26 protein-coding genes are annotated in these 20,577 nt (G+C 59.7%); 14 read left to right on the forward strand and 12 right to left on the reverse strand.

Annotated features, from left to right (window positions below; genetic code table 11):
* Positions 1 to 135: 135 nt before the first annotated feature.
* From ACODSV_RS16570 to ACODSV_RS16580, 3 genes are all read right to left on the reverse strand, one after another.
* Complete coding sequence (locus ACODSV_RS16570; protein WP_150095334.1) at positions 136 to 390, reverse strand: DUF6124 family protein; 255 nt, start codon at positions 388 to 390, stop codon at positions 136 to 138.
* Positions 391 to 718: 328 nt separating this feature from the next.
* The gene (locus tag ACODSV_RS16575; protein ID WP_069077205.1) at positions 719 to 1,138 is read right to left on the reverse strand and encodes a hypothetical protein; all 420 of its coding nucleotides are present in this window, start codon (positions 1,136 to 1,138) and stop codon (positions 719 to 721) included.
* Positions 1,116 to 1,499: a polymorphic toxin type 44 domain-containing protein gene (locus ACODSV_RS16580; protein ID WP_150054387.1), complete on the reverse strand. Its 384-nt coding sequence runs from the start codon at positions 1,497 to 1,499 to the stop codon at positions 1,116 to 1,118. Before ACODSV_RS16580 ends, ACODSV_RS16575 begins: the two co-directional genes overlap by 23 nt.
* Before the next feature lie 283 nt (positions 1,500 to 1,782).
* Between ACODSV_RS16580 and ACODSV_RS16585 the strand changes: the two genes are divergently transcribed.
* The gene (locus ACODSV_RS16585; protein WP_041161314.1) at positions 1,783 to 2,070 is read left to right on the forward strand and encodes a HigA family addiction module antitoxin; all 288 of its coding nucleotides are present in this window, start codon (positions 1,783 to 1,785) and stop codon (positions 2,068 to 2,070) included.
* Positions 2,071 to 2,090: 20 nt separating this feature from the next.
* Here the strand turns inward: ACODSV_RS16585 and ACODSV_RS16590 are convergent, their stop codons facing one another.
* Positions 2,091 to 2,726: an NBR1-Ig-like domain-containing protein gene (locus ACODSV_RS16590; RefSeq protein ID WP_263398847.1), complete on the reverse strand. Its 636-nt coding sequence runs from the start codon at positions 2,724 to 2,726 to the stop codon at positions 2,091 to 2,093.
* Between the two features lie 288 nt (positions 2,727 to 3,014).
* On the opposite strand from ACODSV_RS16590, the gene ACODSV_RS16595 reads away from it, so the two are divergent.
* Positions 3,015 to 3,821 (forward strand): 2OG-Fe(II) oxygenase, encoded by an 807-nt coding sequence (locus ACODSV_RS16595; protein ID WP_150054389.1) that lies wholly within the window; start codon positions 3,015 to 3,017, stop codon positions 3,819 to 3,821.
* Between the two features lie 22 nt (positions 3,822 to 3,843).
* Positions 3,844 to 4,479 (forward strand): LysE/ArgO family amino acid transporter, encoded by a 636-nt coding sequence (locus ACODSV_RS16600; RefSeq protein ID WP_150054390.1) that lies wholly within the window; start codon positions 3,844 to 3,846, stop codon positions 4,477 to 4,479.
* A gap of 396 nt (positions 4,480 to 4,875) precedes the next feature.
* Here the strand turns inward: ACODSV_RS16600 and choX are convergent, their stop codons facing one another.
* Positions 4,876 to 5,790, reverse strand: coding sequence for a choline ABC transporter substrate-binding protein (gene choX, locus ACODSV_RS16605; RefSeq protein WP_024072578.1), 915 nt, complete (start codon positions 5,788 to 5,790; stop codon positions 4,876 to 4,878).
* Positions 5,791 to 5,804: 14 nt separating this feature from the next.
* Positions 5,805 to 7,322 carry a choline-sulfatase gene (betC, locus tag ACODSV_RS16610; RefSeq protein ID WP_150095515.1) on the reverse strand — a complete coding sequence of 506 codons (1,518 nt, stop codon included), beginning with the start codon at positions 7,320 to 7,322 and terminating at the stop codon, positions 5,805 to 5,807.
* 103 nt (positions 7,323 to 7,425) lie between these two features.
* Between betC and ACODSV_RS16615 the strand changes: the two genes are divergently transcribed.
* From ACODSV_RS16615 to ACODSV_RS16640, 6 genes are all read left to right on the forward strand, one after another.
* Complete coding sequence (locus ACODSV_RS16615; protein ID WP_150054301.1) at positions 7,426 to 8,376, forward strand: choline sulfate utilization transcriptional regulator; 951 nt, start codon at positions 7,426 to 7,428, stop codon at positions 8,374 to 8,376.
* Between the two features lie 31 nt (positions 8,377 to 8,407).
* Complete coding sequence (locus ACODSV_RS16620) at positions 8,408 to 8,734, forward strand: DOPA 4,5-dioxygenase family protein (protein ID WP_041161068.1); 327 nt, start codon at positions 8,408 to 8,410, stop codon at positions 8,732 to 8,734.
* 178 nt (positions 8,735 to 8,912) lie between these two features.
* Entirely contained in the window at positions 8,913 to 9,878 is a 966-nt protein-coding gene (locus tag ACODSV_RS16625; RefSeq protein ID WP_024072582.1) for a 2-dehydro-3-deoxygalactonokinase, read from the forward strand.
* Position 9,879: 1 nt separating this feature from the next.
* Entirely contained in the window at positions 9,880 to 10,500 is a 621-nt protein-coding gene (locus ACODSV_RS16630; RefSeq protein ID WP_150054302.1) for a 2-dehydro-3-deoxy-6-phosphogalactonate aldolase, read from the forward strand.
* Between the two features lie 60 nt (positions 10,501 to 10,560).
* Positions 10,561 to 11,709 carry a galactonate dehydratase gene (gene dgoD / locus ACODSV_RS16635; RefSeq protein WP_010565827.1) on the forward strand — a complete coding sequence of 383 codons (1,149 nt, stop codon included), beginning with the start codon at positions 10,561 to 10,563 and terminating at the stop codon, positions 11,707 to 11,709.
* Positions 11,710 to 11,896: 187 nt separating this feature from the next.
* Positions 11,897 to 13,201 (forward strand): MFS transporter, encoded by a 1,305-nt coding sequence (locus ACODSV_RS16640; protein ID WP_024072584.1) that lies wholly within the window; start codon positions 11,897 to 11,899, stop codon positions 13,199 to 13,201.
* Between the two features lie 63 nt (positions 13,202 to 13,264).
* On the opposite strand, the gene ACODSV_RS16645 is transcribed toward ACODSV_RS16640, so the two are convergent.
* The 3 genes from ACODSV_RS16645 to trpB all read right to left on the reverse strand — a co-directional run bounded on the left by ACODSV_RS16645 (position 13,265) and on the right by trpB (position 15,878).
* A complete protein-coding gene (locus ACODSV_RS16645; protein ID WP_024072585.1) occupies positions 13,265 to 13,705 on the reverse strand; it encodes an anti-virulence regulator CigR family protein in 441 nt (146 codons plus the stop codon).
* A 136-nt stretch (positions 13,706 to 13,841) separates the two neighbouring features.
* Positions 13,842 to 14,651, reverse strand: a complete 810-nt coding sequence (trpA, locus tag ACODSV_RS16650; RefSeq protein ID WP_024072586.1) for a tryptophan synthase subunit alpha — start codon at positions 14,649 to 14,651, stop codon at positions 13,842 to 13,844.
* Complete coding sequence (trpB, locus tag ACODSV_RS16655) at positions 14,652 to 15,878, reverse strand: tryptophan synthase subunit beta (protein WP_024072587.1); 1,227 nt, start codon at positions 15,876 to 15,878, stop codon at positions 14,652 to 14,654.
* 110 nt (positions 15,879 to 15,988) lie between these two features.
* Between trpB and ACODSV_RS16660 the strand changes: the two genes are divergently transcribed.
* Positions 15,989 to 16,885: a LysR family transcriptional regulator gene (locus ACODSV_RS16660; RefSeq protein WP_069074934.1), complete on the forward strand. Its 897-nt coding sequence runs from the start codon at positions 15,989 to 15,991 to the stop codon at positions 16,883 to 16,885.
* A gap of 8 nt (positions 16,886 to 16,893) precedes the next feature.
* Here the strand turns inward: ACODSV_RS16660 and ACODSV_RS16665 are convergent, their stop codons facing one another.
* The gene (locus tag ACODSV_RS16665) at positions 16,894 to 17,220 is read right to left on the reverse strand and encodes an ElaB/YgaM/YqjD family protein (RefSeq protein WP_003170746.1); all 327 of its coding nucleotides are present in this window, start codon (positions 17,218 to 17,220) and stop codon (positions 16,894 to 16,896) included.
* Positions 17,221 to 17,376: 156 nt separating this feature from the next.
* Here ACODSV_RS16665 and ACODSV_RS16670 point away from each other — a divergent pair, with 156 nt between their 5' ends.
* On the forward strand, positions 17,377 to 17,592 hold the full coding sequence (locus ACODSV_RS16670) for a dodecin (protein WP_003214895.1): 216 nt from the start codon (positions 17,377 to 17,379) through the stop codon (positions 17,590 to 17,592).
* 115 nt (positions 17,593 to 17,707) lie between these two features.
* Complete coding sequence (locus ACODSV_RS16675) at positions 17,708 to 17,929, forward strand: DUF1161 domain-containing protein (protein WP_024072589.1); 222 nt, start codon at positions 17,708 to 17,710, stop codon at positions 17,927 to 17,929.
* 60 nt (positions 17,930 to 17,989) lie between these two features.
* On the opposite strand, the gene ACODSV_RS16680 is transcribed toward ACODSV_RS16675, so the two are convergent.
* Positions 17,990 to 18,991: an LLM class flavin-dependent oxidoreductase gene (locus ACODSV_RS16680; RefSeq protein ID WP_024072590.1), complete on the reverse strand. Its 1,002-nt coding sequence runs from the start codon at positions 18,989 to 18,991 to the stop codon at positions 17,990 to 17,992.
* A 218-nt stretch (positions 18,992 to 19,209) separates the two neighbouring features.
* Between ACODSV_RS16680 and ACODSV_RS16685 the strand changes: the two genes are divergently transcribed.
* Positions 19,210 to 19,641, forward strand: coding sequence for an OsmC family protein (locus ACODSV_RS16685; protein WP_024072591.1), 432 nt, complete (start codon positions 19,210 to 19,212; stop codon positions 19,639 to 19,641).
* 145 nt (positions 19,642 to 19,786) lie between these two features.
* Positions 19,787 to 20,026, forward strand: a complete 240-nt coding sequence (locus ACODSV_RS16690) for a DUF1161 domain-containing protein (protein WP_150055620.1) — start codon at positions 19,787 to 19,789, stop codon at positions 20,024 to 20,026.
* On the opposite strand, the gene ACODSV_RS16695 is transcribed toward ACODSV_RS16690, so the two are convergent.
* Positions 20,027 to 20,449, reverse strand: a complete 423-nt coding sequence (locus tag ACODSV_RS16695) for a PA0061/PA0062 family lipoprotein (protein ID WP_024072593.1) — start codon at positions 20,447 to 20,449, stop codon at positions 20,027 to 20,029.
* Between the last annotated feature and the right edge of the window lie 128 nt (positions 20,450 to 20,577).

Consider the following 20,577-nt stretch of genomic DNA (forward strand, 5'->3'; position numbering starts at 1 on the left):
CCCCCGATGAGGGTGGGTCAGCTAAGTGATGTACCAACTGTCGAATAAGCCATCGGGGGCAAGTCGAATCGTCGCACCGCCCCTCCCACATTTGCTCATTGGTGTCTGTTAGATAGCGGTCCCAAAAGGGAATAATCAGTCCCTGTTTGGGACCTTTTCCAGCGAAGGGCTGACCTGCTCCAGCGCCCGATCCACCAACAACTGCCCCAACTCGGCCATTTGCTGGATCCCGAGCATGATGGCGCGCTGGGAAGTGTCCAGGTCGAAGGCCAGGTTGCAGGTGAGTGCGTTGAGGGAGGACAGGGTTTCGCTGGCGTTGACCAGCAGGGTTTCGGTGTTTTGGTGGGGGTTTACGGTGAAGAGAGGCGGATTAGGGGTAGGTTTGATCATGATGAAACTCCTAAACAGTCAGTAAGGAGCGCCACTGTTCGCTTGCACGCGAATGAGGGTGGCGACCGTGCGCAGGTGTGCAAGACCGGGCCTGTTTAGGACACCCAGCAGGTCCGAAGACCTCCTGCGCGCAGCCGCCATAAAGCAGCGAGCACAAAAAACGCCCGTTGGTTGGCAGGGCGTTTGTACGCCTAAACAGTTTCGTCGGACTTGCACGTCCGTGTCACCGTTTTTTGCGATGACGGGACGAAGACTAGGCGCGCGGGCTGCACGCGACAAGTTCATGCACGGCCCAAAATCTTGCAGGAAAAATCCGAAGCCAGCAGGCCTACAGCCTCATGTCTATGCTCACAGCCCCCAAAGCGTCAAGCGGGTAGCTGCGATACTCATAAACCTCCCCACGAACAATGAGGTGGATGACTCCATCCACCTGGTTCACTTGGACATCAGGCTCCTTGGTTTTTAGAAATGGATGTGTAGACACCAATGTCGTGAGTATTTCGTGATCATTACCCAGATCCTTATGGACGTAGTACCTGTAGGAAAAGCCCACTGTCGCGCCGCCCTGGCTATTCCGCACCCCATAAATAGAGTTGCCGTTACTCAAGGAATGCTTGAGTACTACCTCATCCAACTCTGGTGTACCGGGACTCATCAACCAACCAACGCCCAAGTACCCGAGACACACCACCAGCAGCCCGTTGAGCAAGACCTGGACCGACCACTTAATACCCTTGAGCTCTGGCATATTCGATGCCCTCCTTGATCCAGTGCTGGTCGCTATGGTCATCGCCATAAGGCGCATCCCCCCACCAGTCTCCAAACTCCGTTCGAGATGTCCCCGCCGCCTTTTGCGCAGCACCGGCCGCTCTCAATAACACGCTTTCCGGAATCCCCAACACCGTACCGGTAACGCCATAGTTGAAGTTACCGAACGACTCGTACTCACGACTTTTCTGTTTGTAATCCCAAGGGCCACGTCCTCTGACCTGTGAATAAAACCATGAATAGGTGAACGCCGAACCGGGCTTCAAATGCATCCTGCGGTTGTTGGCCTGGGCGATATTGTCTTGCAGCGAAACGCCTGGGGGCATGGGAGGGACGGCCATTTGCGAATCCTTGCTGATGGGGTTGAGCGTCAAAAGCTAGCACTCAACAATCAGCAAAAGTGCTGAGTCCGTACTTACAGAAATTTCAGACAACCATTCGATCCAAGCCTTACGTATACGGGGCTCAAGACAGGACTGTTTGTAGGATCCAGAAGTTACCGACAGGCAGAACAGAATGCTCCGACAGGCTTTTCAGGTTGTTGCTCGGAACTCGCCTCTTATAGCCTTTTTCGTCCAAATCCCACCACGGGCAAACATGATGAGTCCGAACACTAAGCCCAATATAGCCATGCACAACCCACCTCACCCGGGCGAAATTCTGCTTGAAGATGTAGTCCCGGCCCTCGGTATTACTATCACCGAAATGGCACGACGCCTCGGCTTCGCCCGCGAAACTTTCTCAAGGATCTTGCATGGCCACGCCCCCGTCAGCCCGGACCTTGCCGTCCGGTTGGAGAGAGCCGGCGTAAGTACTGCGCAGCTATGGCTATCGATGCAAAGCGCCTACGACTTGTGGCAGGCCGAGCATCGGGAGCAGCCAATGATTGAGCGGTTTGCGCGGATTGACTAAGGAAAAATCCGACCGGACGCTCAACGCGCCATGACGTTAACCACCACATGCAAAATGAACGCAGGCCCGTAACAAGGTTTCCCCTGCTCATCCTCGATTCTCCAGACTGAAGCCACCGTACAGGTCTCCTTGGGTGCTGCAAACTCCACACTGATATGCACCGGCTGGCCCGGCAGCGTATCGGCAATAGGGAGCTCGCTGTGCAGGCTACGCAAATGAATGTCCATCACTACCTCCAACTGGCCTTGTGGATCTGCGCGGCGGGCAATCACATATTCCCCATCAACACGCACCAGTCGTCGCCCGCGCCAGGGTCGTGTGCCCAGGTTCTGAATCTCCCAGGTTTTCTGAAAAACTTCCCCTGGCAACACGACGGTTTGATCAGGCGTCGTGACATCGGCATTGAACACCGCAACGTCCTCCGGATCATCAATACCTGCAGCCCGATTGGTGGTAGCCATTGAGCACGCATTAGCGGGCGCGCCTGTCAGGTCAGCGAAGTAGCGAAACAGCAGCAAGGGAGAAACCTGCAATGCCTTCGCCAGCTTGATCAGCGTGCGTACCGACGGGTCCCTGGACGCTCCAGCCGCTAGACCGTACAGGTAGGTTCTGGAAATTCCTGCTTCCTTGGCCAGCGCAGTCAGGGGCTTGCCCAACTCGCGGCTGCGCCGTGCAACCAGTGACCTGAGGGTATCTCGCGTTCTTATATTCATACGAAGTTTGCGGTTCCCGTTTTTAGGTGAACGTCATTTCTTTGTCCGCCAAAAAAGACAACCTGTCCGCCGCCACGTGTCTTGAACCATGCACACTCGCCACCTGCTGGCGATGTTGTGAAGGACATGGATGGCACCCTTTTAGCCGGTCATATCCAGTGTCGTAGTTTCTCGCATGCTTGCGAACCTAGTGTTTGTTGCATTCCTTTACATCTACCTTTGGATATAGCCATGAACCACATTAAAGCGTGCTGTGAATCAGTTGCTCAAACAGGCTTTGGCACCCTGAAAATATCAGAAGCAATGCTGCTGGATTACAAAAAAATCGTTGATGGATACTCCGCAATATCACCAGCCACCAAGGCCTCGTTTTCCTTCGCGAAAGACACCGATGGATTTTTCCCCTTTGGCGAAGAGTACTCGAGCATTGAGGCTCAGCCTGATCTGTGTGAGCGCTTTTGCTACTGGCCTGCGCACTCATCAAAACGAAAATCCTTTGAGTTCACGCGAAGTGAGTTTTTTGTTGCCGTTGATGCTTTTGAGAGACAGATCAGCGAGCTTGCACAGGAACTGATGAACGGGGTTTGCGCGGAGTTTGGGGCCACTTCGTTGACCTCTTTGCGTGCGGCGTCCTATCTGCAACTGTGTGTCTATGGAGCTAATTACGGGCCTGATAAGCGCCAGTTTGCTCAGGATCCTCACGAGGATGGTCATTTGTTGTCGTTTATCAAACCTACTCGTGATGGCCTCGTTCTGGTTCGAGGCAGCTCGCTGGAGCCGGTACGACTCTTGGAGAATGAGATTGCAATCTTGGCTGGATCGCTACTGACTGAGCTCTCAGACTACGCGATTCCCGCTGCATACCACGCCGTTCTGGCTCCTAGAAGACCAGTGCCACGCAGCTCTCTTATTTACTTCGTCAACCCTGATGCGGGGCAGGAGCTGACAGGTTTTTTCCGCCACCAGCCGATCGACTTGAAAGCCGCCGCCAATGCCCGCCATACCGGTTTCGGTAATCACCCCCTTCAATTGACCTGATACTCAGGCGGCCGAGCACTTCATGATTCCTGACCTCAACGCCCTTTATCTCGAAGGTCTGCTCTTGGGCATCGGACTGTTCGCCGCTCCTGGGCCAAAGGACACCCTGGTCATTCGCCAGGGTGTCAGTCGAGGTCGTGTCTGGGGGGTGGTGGCGGTATGTGTGCTCGCCGATATCATTCTCATCAGTCTTGGGGTCATGGGGTTGGGTTCATTGCTCGGCAGCCAGCCAGGTCTAGTGGCGCTCCTGCTGCTATCGGGAGCGGCCTATCTGCTGTGGTTCGGTTGGCAGCGGTTATTGGCTTGCGTGCGTAACCAGTCGATGCCAGATACTCAAAGCAACCTCACCTCACAACGGGGATTGCTGCGCACGGCGGTGATACTTGGATTTGCCAACCCATATGCCTGGCTTGATACCGTAGTGCTGATTGGCTCTATTGGCGCGGCAAAGCCCGTCAGCCAACAAGCATCCTTTGCCAGCGGAGCGATGACCGCGTCGCTGGTGTGGTTTGTGGTTTTGGCGTTGGGATGTCAAATGTTGACGGGGCTGTTTCGTTCGGCGAAGGTCTGGCGTTTATTGGACGCGGGTGTGGCGATTTTGATGGTGTATCTGGCGGGAATGCTGATTGCTGATTTTCTGGTGCTGCATCCTCTCTAAGCGGAGCAAACCCGGTCTAACCTTCGGTGTGAACTGAGGGGGTGTTTTGGTGCGGGCGGCAAGCGACAAATTCATGCACAGCCCAAAATCTTGCAGGAAGAATCAGAAGGCTGGTCACACCTTTCAAGCGAAAAGCACTTGCTGTGGCGAGCGGGCTTGCCCCGCGTTGGGCGGCGAAGCAGCCCCAGCAAGATAAATGCGCCGCTTCAGGCAAACCGAGTTGCCAGGTTTTGGGGCTGCTGCGCAGCCCAACGCGGGGCAAGCCCGCTCGCCACAACAAACCCGCTCGCCACAACAAGCCCGATCACCACAACAAGCTCGTTTGCCACAGAAAGTCAGCCTGTCAGAGCAAGCAAGCCTGTCACGGGACCCCTCTCCAAAGGGCGGAGGTGTCATCTAGAGTTTGGCTTTTACCGCTGGCAACGCATCCTGGCCATCTACGGTTTTCACGCCATCGAGCCACTTTTCCAGCACTGCCGGGTTGGTCTTGAGCCACGTCTTCGCCGCATCCGCGTTGCTGACCTTGTTGTTGACTACCTCAGCCATGATGCTGTTCTCCATCTCCTGGGTGAAACTCAGGTTGGTCAGCAGCTTTCCAACATTCGGGCAGGCTTGTGCATACCCTTTACGGGTCAGGGTATACACGCTGCCGGTGTCACCGAAGTATTTCTCGCCGCCTTTGAGGTAGTGCATTTTCAACTGCACGTTCATCGGGTGTGGTGTCCAGCCGAGGAAGGTGACGAAGCGTTGTTTCTTCACGGCCCGTGACACTTCGGCGAGCATTGCCTGTTCGCTGGACTCGATCAGCTTCCACTGGCCCAGCTCGAAGTCATTCTTCTTGATGATTTCCTGCAACGAGATATTGGCCGGCGCACCGGAGCCGATCCCGTAGATCTTCTTGTCGAACTTGTCGGCAAATTTGTTCAGGTCGGCAAAGTCATGCACCCCGGCGTCCCACACATAGTCCGGCACGGCGAGGGTGAACTCGGTACCGTCGAGGTTTTTCGCCAGTTGCACCACCTCGCCATTGGCCACGAACTTGTCATAGAAGCCCTGCTGCGCCGGCATCCAGTTACCCAGGAACACATCCACCTGGCCGTCCTTGAGCCCGCCAAAGGTAATCGGCACTGCCAGGGTGTCGACCTTGACCTTGTAGCCCATGCCGTTCAACAGAAAACCAGTGATGGCATTGGTGGCGGCAATGTCGCTCCAGCCCGGATCGGCCATTTTTACCGTGTCACAGCTGGTGTCCGCATACGCATTGGCGCTACTCAGCACCAACATGCCCACTACCGCAGTCAACTTTTGCATGGCCTTCCCTCTGTCTATTTATTGGTTTGGCAGGGTTGTGGATAACGTGCCTTGCGCTCCAGGTCATCGAGGTCGATATGGTTGCGCATGTATTGCTGACTGGCGTCGACCAGTGGCTGGTGATCCCAGCTCTTCAGCTTGCCTTGGGTCAGCGCCTCGAACACCAGGCGACGACGGCGTTGGCTGGCGAGCACCTGCTGGTGGATCGCCGGGATGTCCCATTTGGCCCGCGCTTCACTCAAAAACGCCTCGAACAGTGGTCGGTGTTCCGGTGACTGGCTGAGGTCTTTCCGCTCGTGCGGGTCGTTTTGCACATCGAACAGTAAGCAGGGGTCGTCTTCGCTGTAGATGAATTTGTACGCGCCACGGCGAATCATCATCAGCGGGCTGATGGTGCCTTCGGCCATGTATTCGCCGAACACTTCGTCATGCCCGCCCTTGCCCTGTAAGTGCGGGACCAGTGAGCGGCCATCCAGCGGCAAGCGCGCGTCCAGTTCGCCACCGGCCAGTTCCACCAGGGTTGGCAGCAGGTCGGCGGTGGAGACAGCCTGGGTCACGCGACCCGCCGCGAACTGCCCCGGTGCACTGACCAGCAGCGGCACGCGCGCGGCCATTTCAAACCAGTGCATTTTGTACCAGAGGCCGCGCTCGCCGAGCATGTCGCCATGGTCGCCGGAGAAGACGATGATCGTATCGTCGGCCAGCCCGGTGTCTTCCAGGGTTTGCAGGAGCTTGCCGACATTGCTGTCGATGTAGCTGCATGCGCCGAAATAAGCACGGCGCGCGTCGCGGATCTTGTCTACCGGCAGCGGCTTGTCCCACAGGTCGTAGACCTTGAGCAGGCGTTGGGAGTGCGGGTCGAGATCGGCCTGGGCGGGCGTCGCAGGCAAAGGGATGTCGCTGTCGTCGTACAGGTCCCAGAACGGCTTGGGAATGGTGTACGGGTCGTGAGGATGGGTCATCGACACGGTCAGGCAGAACGGCTGGTCACCGGCCTCGCGGATATGGTCGAACAGGTACTGCTGGGCCTTGAACACCACCTCTTCATCGAAATCCAGCTGGTTGGTACGCACACACGGGCCGGCTTGCAGCACCGATGACATGTTGTGGTACCAGGTGGGTCGTACGTCGGGTTCGTCCCAGTTCACCGCCCAGCCATAGTCGGCCGGGTAGATGTCGCTGGTCAGGCGCTCTTCGTAGCCGTGCAACTGGTCCGGGCCGCAGAAGTGCATCTTGCCCGACAACGCGGTGCGGTAGCCCAGGCGACGCAGGTAGTGGGCGTAGGTCGGCACATCGGCGGGAAAATCGGCCGCGTTGTCATAGGCGCCAATCTTGCTCGGCAACTGGCCGCTGACCAGGGTAAAGCGCGACGGTGCACATAGCGGGCTGTTGCAATAGGCGGCGTCGAACACCACGCCTTGCGCCGCGAGGCGGCTCAGGTTCGGCAGTTTGATCGGGGAAGATCCGTAGAACGGAAGCAGCGGCGCGGCCATTTGATCGGCCATGATGAAAAGAATGTTCTTGCGCTTCATGGGTCTTCGGCATTCCATAGGCGGTGTTTATGCGAATGAGCATGCAGCCCATGCAAAATGGGGTAAAGCCCATGAAAGGCAATGTCTAGGATAAGCACAGCTTATGTATGAAGCCCTCGGCGATGTATCCCTCGACCTGCTGCGTGCGTTCGAGGCGGCGGCGCGCCATCGCAGCTTTACTGCTGCCGCGGTAGAGCTGGGCACTACCCAGCCCGCCATCAGCCAACAGATCAAGCGTCTCGAAGAACAACTGGCGATCCGCCTGTTTGATCGCATCTACCGTGGCATCGAACTGACCGATGCCGGCGCCCTGCTGTTCGAGCATGTGCAAGGCGGTTTGCAAGCCATCAATCACGGCCTGAGCCTGATCACCCAGCAGGACCAGCATGAAGTGCTGCAAGTGGCCACCGACTTCGCCTTCGCCGCCTACTGGCTGATGCCGCGCCTGCATCGCTTCCACGCGGCCAACCCCCAGGTGGATGTGAGCCTGGTCACCAGTGAGCGCAACCATGCGACCCTGCGTAGCGACATCGACGTGGCAGTGTTATTCGGCGATGGCCGTTTCAAGCAGGGCGACAGCCTGTGGCTGTTCAACGAAGAAGTATTCCCCGTGTGCAGCCCGCAGTGGCTCAGGGACCAGGCCACGCCATTGACGGTGCAGAATTTGCCGGACTATCCCCTGCTGCACCTGCGCCAGGAAAACAACAGCCAATGGTTCGACTGGAGCGGCGTGTTTCGCGAGCTGGGCATTACCCGCGCTCCGACCCCTGGCCAATTGCGCTTTGATAACTACACCCTGCTGATCCAGGCGGCGATTGCTGGCCAGGGAGTAGCCATCGGCTGGCGTCACCTGGTCGATAACCTGCTGGAACAGAAGTGGCTGTGCCGGCCGATCAGCGACACGGTGATCTCGCGCTTCGGCTATTACGTGGTGCAACCCCAGCGCAAACGACGGGGCCAATTGGTGGAACGTTTTGTCGACTGGTTGCTGGCGGAACAGGCGAGCAGCGCACAGTCGTTGACCGGGCTGGCCCTGCCGTCGATTGCGGTCTAGGATTTGCCGCACATTGGACGCGGATTTCGCCATGCAACGTATCAAGGGCTACCACGCCCATGTCTACTTCGACGCCAGCACCCTTGACCAGGCGCGCCAGTTCTGTGAGGACGCCGCCAGGCTGTTCCCGCTGCACATGGGCCGTGTGCATGAGCGGCCGGTCGGCCCGCACCCGGACTGGAGCTGCCAACTGGCGTTCGACCCGGAATACATCGGTGTGGTGCTGCCGTGGCTGGCGCTCAATCGCAATGGCCTGGTGGTGTTCCTGCACCCGGACACCGGCAATGACCTGAAGGACCACACCGACTACGCGATCTGGATGGGCGCGATGCGCGAGCTGGATCTGTCGGGTTTTTAACTTCCCTTCCCCGATAAACCGATTTCTTCCTGCTTGTTACCAGGCGCGGAAGTCTTGGGATTCACATTGCTTCGTCTCACTATATGGGACTGATATTTATATATTGAGATATTCGCCAGCATAGGTTTATATTCGCCCCATCTGCTTTTTTCAGCACCCACTCATTTCAGGTGAAGCGATGCAGGCGCAATTGATCGCGCTCGACTGGGGGACCAGCTCCCTTCGTGCTTATAAACTTGGCCCGGCTGGCGTCGTGCTCGAACAGCGCTCGCTGGCGTTCGGGATCATGCACTTGCCCGTTGAGCCACGGGACATCGCTGGCACACGCTGCAGCAATGGCTTCGAGTTGGCATTCGATGCCGCCTGCGGTGATTGGCTCGATGCTCAACCGACCCTTGCGGTCATTGCCTGTGGCATGGTCGGCAGCGCCCAGGGCTGGAGCGAGGCGGCCTATCGCAATACCCCTGTCGATGTCGCCAGCCTGGGCCAGGCATTGCACCGCGTACGCAGCCTGCGCGGTGTCGATGTGTATATCGTGCCCGGCGTTATCGAACAGGTCGGCTTGCCCAATGTGATGCGCGGCGAAGAAACCCAGGTGCTGGGCGTGCTGCAAAACCTGCGGGCCGGTGGTGAGTTATTGATCGGCCTGCCCGGCAGCCATTCCAAATGGGTCGAGGTCGCCGACGGCTGCATCACCCACTTCGACACCTTCATGACCGGCGAGCTGTTCGCGGTGCTGAGCAAGCACAGCATTCTCGGCCGCACCCAGAAGACCCCCGAGCATTTCCAGGCCGACGCCTTCGACCGAGGTGTGCAGGTTGCGCGCTCGTCGGACGGTCAGCGCGGGGTGCTGTCGACCTTGTTCAGTGCACGCACCCTGGGGCTGACCGCTGAACTCGGCGCAGAGCAGCAACCCGATTACCTCTCCGGCCTGCTGATCGGTCATGAACTCGCTGGCTTGCCGGCTGGCGCCAAACACACGCCGATCATCCTCGTCGGTGCCGCGCCACTCTGTGCCCGCTATCAACGCGCCCTCGCGCTCTGCGACTTCGCCCACGTCAGCCTGGCGCAGGAAGCCACCGAGCGCGGCCTATGGCAACTGGCGCTGGCGGCGGGGCTCATTCAACCTGCCCTGGAGGCCTGACATGCTCAAGCAAGCACTTGCACACAACGGTTTGATCGCCATCCTGCGCGGCCTGCGCCCAGACGAAGCCGAGGCGGTCGGCCAGGTGCTGTACGAGGCCGGGTTCCGGGTAATCGAAGTTCCGCTCAACTCACCCGACCCTTACACCAGCATCCGCACCCTGCGCGACAGCCTGCCCGACGATTGCCTGATCGGCGCCGGCACGGTGTTGACGCCCGAGCAGGTCGAACAGGTCAAGGCCGCCGGTGGCCAGGTGATCGTGATGCCGCACAGCGATGCCAAGGTGCTGCGCGCCGCGAAAGCCGCGGGCCTGTACCTGTCGCCCGGCGTTGCGACCCCGACCGAGGCGTTTGCCGCGCTGGCCGAAGGTGCGGATGTGTTGAAGCTGTTCCCGGCCGAGCAAATGGGGCCGGCGGTGATCAAGGCGTGGCTGGCGGTCTTGCCGGCGGACACGCTGTTGCTGCCGGTAGGTGGCGTGACCCCGGACAACATGCAGGTGTATTTCGACGCAGGCGCCAGGGGCTTTGGCCTCGGCTCGGGGTTGTTCAAGCCGGGCATGTCCGTGGACCAGGTGGCGAGCAGTGCCCAAGCCTATGTCGCGGCCTGGAACGCGCTGAATTGATGCCCTGAACTGATCGCAAGCTTTGCGCCTTGGCGCTGCATCGACAAGAGAGATAAGAAGATGAAAATCACCAAACTGACGACCTTTATCGTTCCACCGCGCTGGTGCTTCCTCAAGATTGAAACCGACCAAGGCGTGACCGGCTGGGGCGAACCCGTGGTCGAAGGCCGCGCCCACACCGTGGCGGCGGCGGTCGAGGAACTGTCCGATTACCTGATCGGCAAGGACCCACGCAATATCGAAGACATCTGGACCGTGCTCTACCGCGGCGGCTTCTATCGCGGCGGCGCCGTGCATATGAGCGCTTTGGCCGGCATCGATCAGGCGCTGTGGGACATCAAGGGCAAAGCCCTGGGGGTGTCGGTCAGCGACCTGCTGGGCGGTCAGGTGCGCGACAAGATCCGCGTGTATTCATGGATCGGCGGCGATCGCCCCGCCGACACCGCCCGCGCCGCCAAAGAAGCCGTGGCCCGTGGCTTCACTGCGGTGAAAATGAACGGCACCGAAGAATTGCAGTTCGTCGACAGCTTTGAAAAGGTCGACCTGGCCCTGGCCAACGTCGCCGCCGTGCGCGATGCCGTCGGCCCTAACGTGGGCATTGGCGTCGACTTCCATGGCCGCGTGCACAAGCCCATGGCCAAGGTGCTGATGAAGGAACTGGACCCGTACAAACTGATGTTTATCGAAGAGCCGGTGCTCAGCGAAAACTATGAAGCGCTAAAAGAACTCGCACCGCTGACCAGCACGCCGATTGCCCTGGGCGAGCGCCTGTTCTCGCGTTGGGACTTCAAGCGTGTGCTCAGCGAAGGCTATGTCGACATCATCCAGCCGGACGCTTCCCATGCCGGCGGTATTACCGAAACCCGCAAGATCGCCAACATGGCCGAAGCCTACGACGTGGCCCTGGCCCTGCACTGCCCGTTGGGCCCGATAGCCCTCGCGGCGTGCCTGCAACTGGACGCGGTTTGCTACAACGCGTTTATCCAAGAGCAGAGCCTGGGCATTCACTACAACGAGAGCAACGACCTGCTCGACTACGTGCGCGATCCGGGCGTGTTCGACTATGACCAGGGCTTCGTGAAGATCCCCAACGGGCCGGGCCTGGGCATCGAGATCAACGAGGAATACGTGATCGAGCGCGCGGCCATCGGCCACCGCTGGCGCAACCCGATCTGGCGTCATGCCGATGGCAGCTTTGCCGAGTGGTAACAGCCTCTGACTGAATCAATGCGATCAAAAAATGTGGGAGGGGGCTTGCCCCCGATTGCAGTCTGCCTGCTATGGATGTGCTAGCTGACACACCGCTATCGGGGGCAAGCCCCCTCCCACATGTTGATCCGATTTCTTCAGTCAGCTCAGTTTCAGTCCTCAATAAACATAAGAAGAGGCAACCCCCATGCACCCTGAATCCTTCACCGGGCAGGCTTCTTTAGTCACGCCTACCAGAAAGCGTTTTTTCATCATGGTGCTGCTGTTTATCACCGTGGTGATCAACTACCTCGACCGCAGCAACCTGTCGATTGCCGCCCCGGCGTTGACCAGCGAGCTGGGCATCGACCCGGTGCATGTCGGGTTGATTTTCTCCGCGTTCGGCTGGACTTACGCCGCCATGCAGATCCCCGGCGGCTGGTTGGTCGACCGCGTGCCGCCGCGCATTCTCTACACGGCGGCCCTGCTGCTGTGGTCGATTGCCACCGTGATGCTGGGCTTCGCCGCCAGCTTTATCGCGCTGTTCGTCCTGCGCATGGCGGTGGGTGCCCTGGAAGCCCCGGCGTATCCCATCAACAGCCGCGTGGTCACTACCTGGTTTCCTGAGCGCGAGCGGGCCACTGCGATTGGCGTCTATACCTCCGGGCAATTTGTCGGGCTGGCGTTCCTCACGCCGGTATTGGCCTGGCTGCAGCACGCATTCGGCTGGCATATGGTGTTTGTCGCCACCGGTGGCGTGGGCATTCTGTGGGCGCTGGTTTGGTACGCGGTGTATCGCGAGCCTAAGGATTTTAAAGGCGCCAACGTGGCCGAGATCGAGCTGATCCGTGAAGGCGGCGGTTTGGTGGATATGCAGGCGAAAGCGGTCAAGGCACCGTTCAGTTGGGTCGACCTGGGGATTGTGCTGAGCAAGCGCAAACTCTGGGGCATCTACCTCGGCCAGTTCTGCCTGAACTCCACGTTGTGGTTCTTCCTGACCTGGTTCCCGACCTACCTGGTGAAATATCGCGGTATGGACTTCATCAAGTCCGGCCTGCTCGCGTCGTTGCCATTCCTGGCGGCGTTCGTGGGTGTGCTGTGTTCCGGGATTTTTTCCGACTGGCTGATTCGCCGGGGGGCGTCGGTAGGGTTTGCACGCAAATTGCCGATCATTGGCGGGCTGCTGATTTCCACGGCGATCATTGGCGCCAACTATGTGGATTCGACGGCGTGGGTGATTGCGTTCCTGGCGGTGGCGTTCTTTGGCAATGGCTTGGCGTCGATTACCTGGTCGCTGGTGTCGACCCTGGCACCTGCGCGCTTGTTGGGGCTGACCGGTGGGGTATTTAACTTCATCGGCAACCTGGCGGCGATTGCCACACCGATCGTAATTGGCTTCCTGGCCAGCGGGGATTCGTTTGCACCGGCGATTACCTACATCGCGGTGCTGGCGTTGCTTGGGGCACTTTCCTACATATTGCTCGTAGGCAAAGTCGAACGCATCGAGCTTTAACGCAACCGTTTAACTGTAGGAGCGAGGGGGACGCCTAGTTCCTACAGTGGGCTGTGGAAAGGCTTAGTTGAGCACACCGTCCAGAATCTCGTAGACGATGCCTGTCCCTACGGCAATCAACACCACATCCGGCCCTGAACGGCGCCATTCATAACCTGGGTAGACCGGCAGGCGTGCCAGGGCGCGGTTGTCCAGGCGTTCGCCGTAGTACCCACGGGGCAGCGGCTGACCGCGTACCAGGCGCACGTTGGGCGGCGGCGGCGCGCCCCGGGAGAACTGGCCGTGGTTGTCATGGATGATCTGGCGCACGGGGCCGAAGTCCCGGGGCGGGCCGCCACGTCGATCGTCCGGTGGGCCCCGATGGTCATCGCCACGCTGCTCGTGCTGGCCTTGCGGGCCGCCACGGTCGTCATCGCGCTGGTCGGGCGGTGCGGCGTGCACCAGGGCGCTGGCGCCAAGCACCAGCACACCAAGACCGGCAATCACGGATTTAGGCATTTTCATCGGGTATTCCTCAGGGCACACATACAAAAAAAGGGATCTCGAACGAGGTTCGAAATCCCTTGGTCTTGCTGTTTAGGCCGTGATTGCGCGCGTTGATTCCTCTGTATCAGGAACTTTACCTCTGGCTACATGGCGTTTACTTACGGGCGTTACGGACACCTTCCGACAGCGCCGCGCACAGGCTCAATACCCCATCGATCGCTTGTTGATCGTTGCTGGCGTTGGCGATGTGATCGATCAGCGCTGAGCCCACCACTACACCATCGGCCAGGCGCGCGATGGCCGCGGCTTGTTCCGGCGTGCGGATACCAAAACCGATGCTGATCGGCAGGTCGGTATGCCGACGCAGGCGGGTCACGGCTTCTTCGACGTGTTCCAGGGTGGCGGCGCCAGCCCCCGTCACACCGGCCACGGACACGTAGTACACAAAGCCGGAGCTGCCGTTGAGAACGGTGGGCAGGCGCACGTCGTCGGTGGTCGGCGTGGTCAGGCGGATAAAGTCGATGCCTGCTGCCTGAGCCGGGTCGCACAGCTCACCGTTATGCTCAGGCGGCATGTCGACCACGATCAGGCCGTCCACACCGGCTTCCTTGGCGTCGGCAATAAACTTCGGCACCCCATATTTGTGGATCGGGTTGAAGTAACCCATCAGCACCAGCGGAGTGTCGTGGTTGTCTTTACGGAACTCACGCACCATCTGCAGGGTTTTCACCAGATTCTGCTTGGCCTCAAGCGCACGGATGTTGGCCAGTTGGATGGCGGGGCCGTCGGCCATCGGGTCGGTGAACGGCATGCCCAGTTCGATGACATCGGCGCCGGCAGCCGGCAAACCCTTGAGAATCGCTAGGGAGGTGTCATAACCCGGGTCGCCAGCGGTGACGAAGGTCACCAAGGCGGCGCGGTTTTGTTCCTTGAGTTGCGCAAAGCGAGTGTGCAGGCGGCTCATTTAGTGTTTCTCCTGCTGGGACTGTTCCATGTGGTGCATCACGGTCTGCATGTCTTTGTCGCCACGGCCGGACAGGTTGACCACCATCAGGTGATCCTTGGGCAGGGTTGGCGCACGCTTGAACACTTCGGCCAGGGCGTGGGCGCTTTCCAGGGCGGGGATGATCCCTTCCAGGCGGCAGCATTTGTGGAAGGCGTCGAGCGCTTCGTGGTCGGTCACCGAGGTGTACTGGACGCGGCCGATGTCGTGCAACCAGGCATGTTCAGGGCCGATGCCGGGGTAGTCGAGGCCGGCGGAAATCGAGTGGGCGTCGATGATCTGGCCGTCGTCGTCCTGCAACAGGAACGTGCGGTTGCCGTGCAGCACGCCCGGTACGCCGCCGTTGAGGCTGGCGGCATGCATGCCGGTTTCGATGCCGTGGCCGGCCGCTTCGACGCCGATGATTTCGACGCTGGTGTCATCCAGGAAGGGGTGGAACAGGCCCATCGCGTTGGAGCCGCCACCGATGCATGCCACCAGGCTGTCGGGCAGGCGGCCTTCCTGGGCTTGCAGCTGGGTGCGGGTTTCCTTGCCGATCACGGCCTGGAAATCACGCACCATCGCCGGGTAGGGGTGCGGGCCGGCCACGGTGCCGATCAGGTAGAAGGTGTCGTCGACGTTGGTGACCCAGTCGCGCAGGGCTTCGTTCATCGCGTCTTTCAGGGTGCCGGTGCCGGCGACCACCGGGATCACCTCAGCGCCCAGCAGTTTCATGCGGAACACGTTGGCCTGCTGGCGCTCGATGTCGGTGGTGCCCATGTAGATCACGCATTGCAGGCCGAAGCGCGCGGCCACGGTGGCGGTGGCCACGCCGTGCATGCCGGCGCCGGTCTCGGCGATGATGCGCTTCTTGCCCATGCGCCGCGCCAGCAGGATCTGGCCAATGCAGTTGTTGATCTTGTGCGCGCCGGTGTGGTTCAGCTCTTCGCGCTTGAGGTAGATCTTGGCGCCGCCGCAGAACTCAGTCAGGCGCTCGGCGAAATACAGCGGGCTTGGACGGCCCACGTAGTCGCGCTGGAAGTAGGCCAATTCCTCATTGAACGCCGGATCAATCTTGGCCGCTTCGTATTCGCGGGCCAGGTCGAGGATCAACGGCATCAGGGTTTCGGCCACGTAGCGGCCGCCGAATGCGCCGAACAGGCCATTGGCGTCGGGGCCGTTGCGCAGATCGGTCTGGGACTGAGTCATGGGACGCTCCTGGAAAGAAGGTGTGTAAGAAACAATGACGGCCACTCTACCCCTGACGCCTGACGCTGAAAACCGATAAGATCGACGCAACCTGTCAGGAAAACTCACAGATGAGCCGAGACCTCCCCCCCCTCAATGCCTTGCGCGCATTCGAAGCCACCGCCCGCCTCAACAGCGTCAGCCAGGCGGCCGAGCAGTTGCATGTGACCCACGGTGCGGTCAGCCGTCAGCTGAAAGTGCTGGAGGAACATTTGGGTGTCAGCCTGTTCGTCAAGGATGGACGCGGCCTCAAACTCACAGATGCCGGTGTTCGCCTGCGGGATGCGAGTGCCGAGGCGTTCGAGCGGTTGCGGGATGTGTGCGCCGAACTCACGCAAAGCAGCGCCGATGCCCCGTTCGTGCTCGGCTGTTCCGGCAGTTTGCTGGCGCGCTGGTTCATTCCTCGCTTGGGCCGTTTGAATGCCGACCTGCCCGACTTGCGCCTGCATTTGTCGGCCGGCGAAGGCGATCTCGACCCGCGGCGGCCCGGGCTGGACGCCCTATTGGTATTTGCCGAGCCACCGTGGCCGGCGGATATGCAGGTGTATGAGCTGGCCAGCGAGCGCATCGGCCCGGTAATGAGCCCGCGTTTCGCCGGTTACGAGCGCTTGCGCCAAGCGCCCGCCTCGGCGCTGTGCGGTGAAGCACTGTTGCACACCACCTCGCGCCCGCAAGCCTGGCCGAGTTGGGCGCAGCAGCACGGCATCGAGCCAGGAGCATTGAAGCTCGGGCAAGGGTTTGAGCATTTGTATTATTTGCTGGAGGCGGCAGTGGCTGGGCTGGGGGTGGCCATTGCGCCGCAACCGCTGGTGGCAGAGGACCTGCGAGCGGGTCGCCTGGTAGCGCCGTGGGGGTTCAGTGAAACCCCGGCGCACCTGGCATTGTGGCTGCCCAAGCGCGCCGCAGACGGGCGCGCTCGGCAGCTGGCGCAGTGGCTCAAGGCTGAGCTGTTGCGCCAACCGGGCTAGCCGGCGTATCAGTCACCGCGCTTGCACAGCAGGTAAGCCGCCAGCAGGCCCAGTGCGCCAACGGCAACGCCGGCGGTGGTCCATGGGTGCTCTTGTGCGTAGTCGCGGGTGGCGACACCGGTTTCGCGGATTTTGACTTTGCTTTCTTCGTAGGCGTCGCTGATCAGGTGGCGCGAGTGCTTAAGGGCATTCTCGGCGTTGCTTTTCAGGGCCTTCAGGGTTTTGCGCGACTCATCGGACGCATCATCCTTGAGGCTCTCAAGGGACTTGAGCAGGCTCGAAATCTCGGCTTCCATGCTTTCCAGCGACGCTTTGCGTAAAGAAGTGTTGGCCATGTGGACTCTCCTGAAGTGATTGAGTGGCGTGTGTAGATACCGACTGCGCCGGTTTCAGAAAGTGCAGTAAATCTGAACTTTCAGGCCGTAATGGTCGCCAGAAGCAGTATGAACATTGACTGCTAGGCTTTATTGACCATTCTCAGGAGAAACCCCATGTCTGATCACCACACCTACAAGAAAGTCGAATTGGTCGGCTCGTCGACCACCAGCATCGAAGATGCGATCAACAACGCCCTGGCCGAAGCCAGCAAGAGCATCAAGCACCTGGAGTGGTTCGAGGTGACGGAAACCCGTGGCCATATCAAGGACGGCAAGGCCGCGCACTTCCAGGTGACGCTGAAGGTGGGGTTCCGAATTGCCAGTAGTTGATCGAGTCGGTTGAACTTGCCGGCTGGCCGATTGCCATAACCTGCGCTACAAACAATGGGGGCCGATGCGACAAGCATCGGCATGCTCTTTTCGATCAGCGCAAGGAAAGTAACGGATGAAGAAGTTCCTGTTGGCGGTAGGTTTGTTGAGCATGGCGGGCACAGCCCTGGCGGCGGGCAAGCCTTGTGAAGAGCTGAAAAGCGAGATTGCAGCAAAGTTGGATGCGAAAGGCGTTCAGCATTATTCGCTGGAAGTGGTGGATAAAGGCGCCTCGTCCGAAAAAGTGGTCGGCACCTGCGAAGGTGGCACCAAGGAAATCGTCTACAAGCGCGGTTAATCCCGTGCTCCGGACATAAAAAACCGACGCAGGTGCGTCGGTTTTTTTTTCGCCTGGGGTTTAGCCCTTCATCAACTGCGCCAGCAGTTCGTAGGAATGAATCCGGTCGGCGTGCTCGTACAGGTCGCAGGTGAAGATCAATTCGTCGGCGCCGGTCTGTTCGATCAACACCTCCAGTTTGGCGCGGATCTTCGCCGGGCTGCCCACCATCGCCAGGCCGAGGAAGCTGCCGACCGCGTCTTTTTCATGGGGCAGCCACAGGCCATCCATGGTTTTCACCGGTGGGCGCTGCACCAGGCTCTGCCCGCGCATCAGCGCCAGGATGCGCTGGTACACCGAAGTGGCCAGGTAATCGGCTTGTTCATCCGTATCCGCGGCCACCAGCGGAATGCCGAGCATCACGTAGGGCTTGTCGAGCACGGCGGAAGGCTTGAAGTGGTTGCGGTACACGCGAATCGCCTCATGCATCAGGCGCGGTGCGAAATGGGAGGCGAAGGCGTAGGGCAAACCGCGCTCCCCCGCCAGTTGCGCGCTGAACAGGCTGGAACCCAGCAGCCAGACCGGCACGTTGGTACCGGTGCCCGGTACGGCGATCACCCGTTGGTCGGGGGTGCGTGGGCCCAGGTAGGCCATCAGTTCGGCCACATCTTCCGGGAAGTCGTCGGCGCTGCCGGAGCGCTCACGGCGCAGGGCGCGGGCGGTCATTTGGTCGGAGCCGGGAGCGCGGCCCAGGCCCAGGTCGATACGCCCGGGGTAGAGGCTTTCCAGGGTGCCGAACTGCTCGGCGATCACCAGCGGCGCGTGGTTGGGCAGCATCACGCCACCGGAGCCGACGCGGATGGTCGAGGTGCCACCGGCCAGGTAGCCCAGCAGTACCGAGGTCGCCGAACTGGCGATACCGTCCATATTGTGGTGTTCCGCCACCCAGAAACGGTGGTAGCCGAATTTTTCCACGTGCTGGGCCAGGTCCAGGGAGTTGCGCAGTGACTGCGCCGGACTGCCGTTGGCCCGTACGGGCACTAGGTCGAGGGTTGAGAACTTCACGTCGGACAGCGATTTCATAAGCCTGCTTCTCCAAATGGGGGGCGCAGGCTTTTTAGACGAACCAAAACCTGCCGCTTCATGTGCATGTTCTATGCAATGAGGGCATATACCCGAGATTCAATAGCGAGGGTGAAATTTCCTACTAAATCGCTAGGTTTCTCCGACAAGATGAACTTTGCAGGGGCGACTATCCTCAGAACCCTTACTGACGCAAAACCACGTTCGAGGAGACAGCTATGAGTATCGTTAAAAAAGCATCCGCGCATTGGGAAGGTGATCTGAAGACTGGCTTGGGTTCCATTTCTACGGAAACCGGCGTACTGCGCGAAGCGCCCTACGGCTTCAAGGCCCGTTTCGAAGGCGGCAAGGGCACCAACCCTGAAGAACTGATTGGTGCGGCCCACGCCGGCTGTTTCTCCATGGCCTTTTCCATGATCCTGGGCGACGCCGGGCTCAAGGCTGACAGCATCGACACCCAGGCCGAAGTGACCCTGGACCAGGTCGAGGGCGGCTTTGCGATCACCGCCGTGCACCTGGTGCTCAAGGCCAAGATCCCCGGCGCCAGCCAGGCGCAGTTCGATGAATTGAGCAAAAAGGCCAAGGAAGGGTGCCCGGTGTCCAAGGTGCTGAATGCGAAAATCAGCCTGGATGCCACGCTGGTCAACTGACACCGTCTTAAAAATGTGAGAGGGGCAAGCCCCCTCCCACATTCAGTTGTGCGTTAAATCAGAACTCGTGTTTCCCCGATGTGGTCCTATAGCCTATGCAGCCTTAGGCGCACACCCGTGCGCATGCATTCAGGGAGCTTCACACATGAAACGTTTTGCCTTGGCGATCATCTGCGCTGTGCTGGCCACATCGGCCGTGGCCGCTCCAAAAGATTGTGAAGAGCTCAGGAAAGAGATCGAAGTGAATATCCAGGCCAAGGCGATTCCGTCCTACACCCTGGAAATCATCACCGCCGAAGAAGCCAAGAATCATGACAGCGCGATGATTGTCGGTAAGTGCGAAAACGGCACCAAGCGCATCATCTATCAGAAAAATAACGACTGATCACAGGCAGTTGACGCTGCGTTCTTCAGCCAGCAATTGGCGAGCGGCGTTATACAGCCGGATATTCGGCGTGAAGGCCAATGAGCGCCCTTCCAGGCGATAACGTTGGCCGGCCTCGAAATGGTCATACTGCAGGGTGATGAAACAGGTACGGTCGCTCGTTTGCCCAAAGCCATTGAGGCTGCCGCCGGTCGGCACCTCGAAATCAAAGCGCACCATCAACTCATGACTGCCCGGCGGCACCTGGAAGAAGCGTCCGTCCGGAAGGTTCTTGCCGTCCAGTCGCTGGGCCATCACCAGTTTTGCGCCCGGTGTCGGCGTGGCGAAATCGACCCAGGCCTGTTTGGGGTCGACCGGCGGGATGGGCGTCGAGGCACAGGCGCTGAGAAACAGGGCGGCGACGGTAAGCAATAGCGGACGCATGGCAGGCACTCAACGAAAGAAAAGGTATGAGCCTGCTGTCGATGGCAACAGACTCCCCATGAGTATAAACATGCCCAGGCATGGAAAAATTCCGTGCTGGCGCGATAGGCTGGCGAGCAAATTACCCA

This window comes from Pseudomonas sp. FG86 (assembly GCF_057808775.1).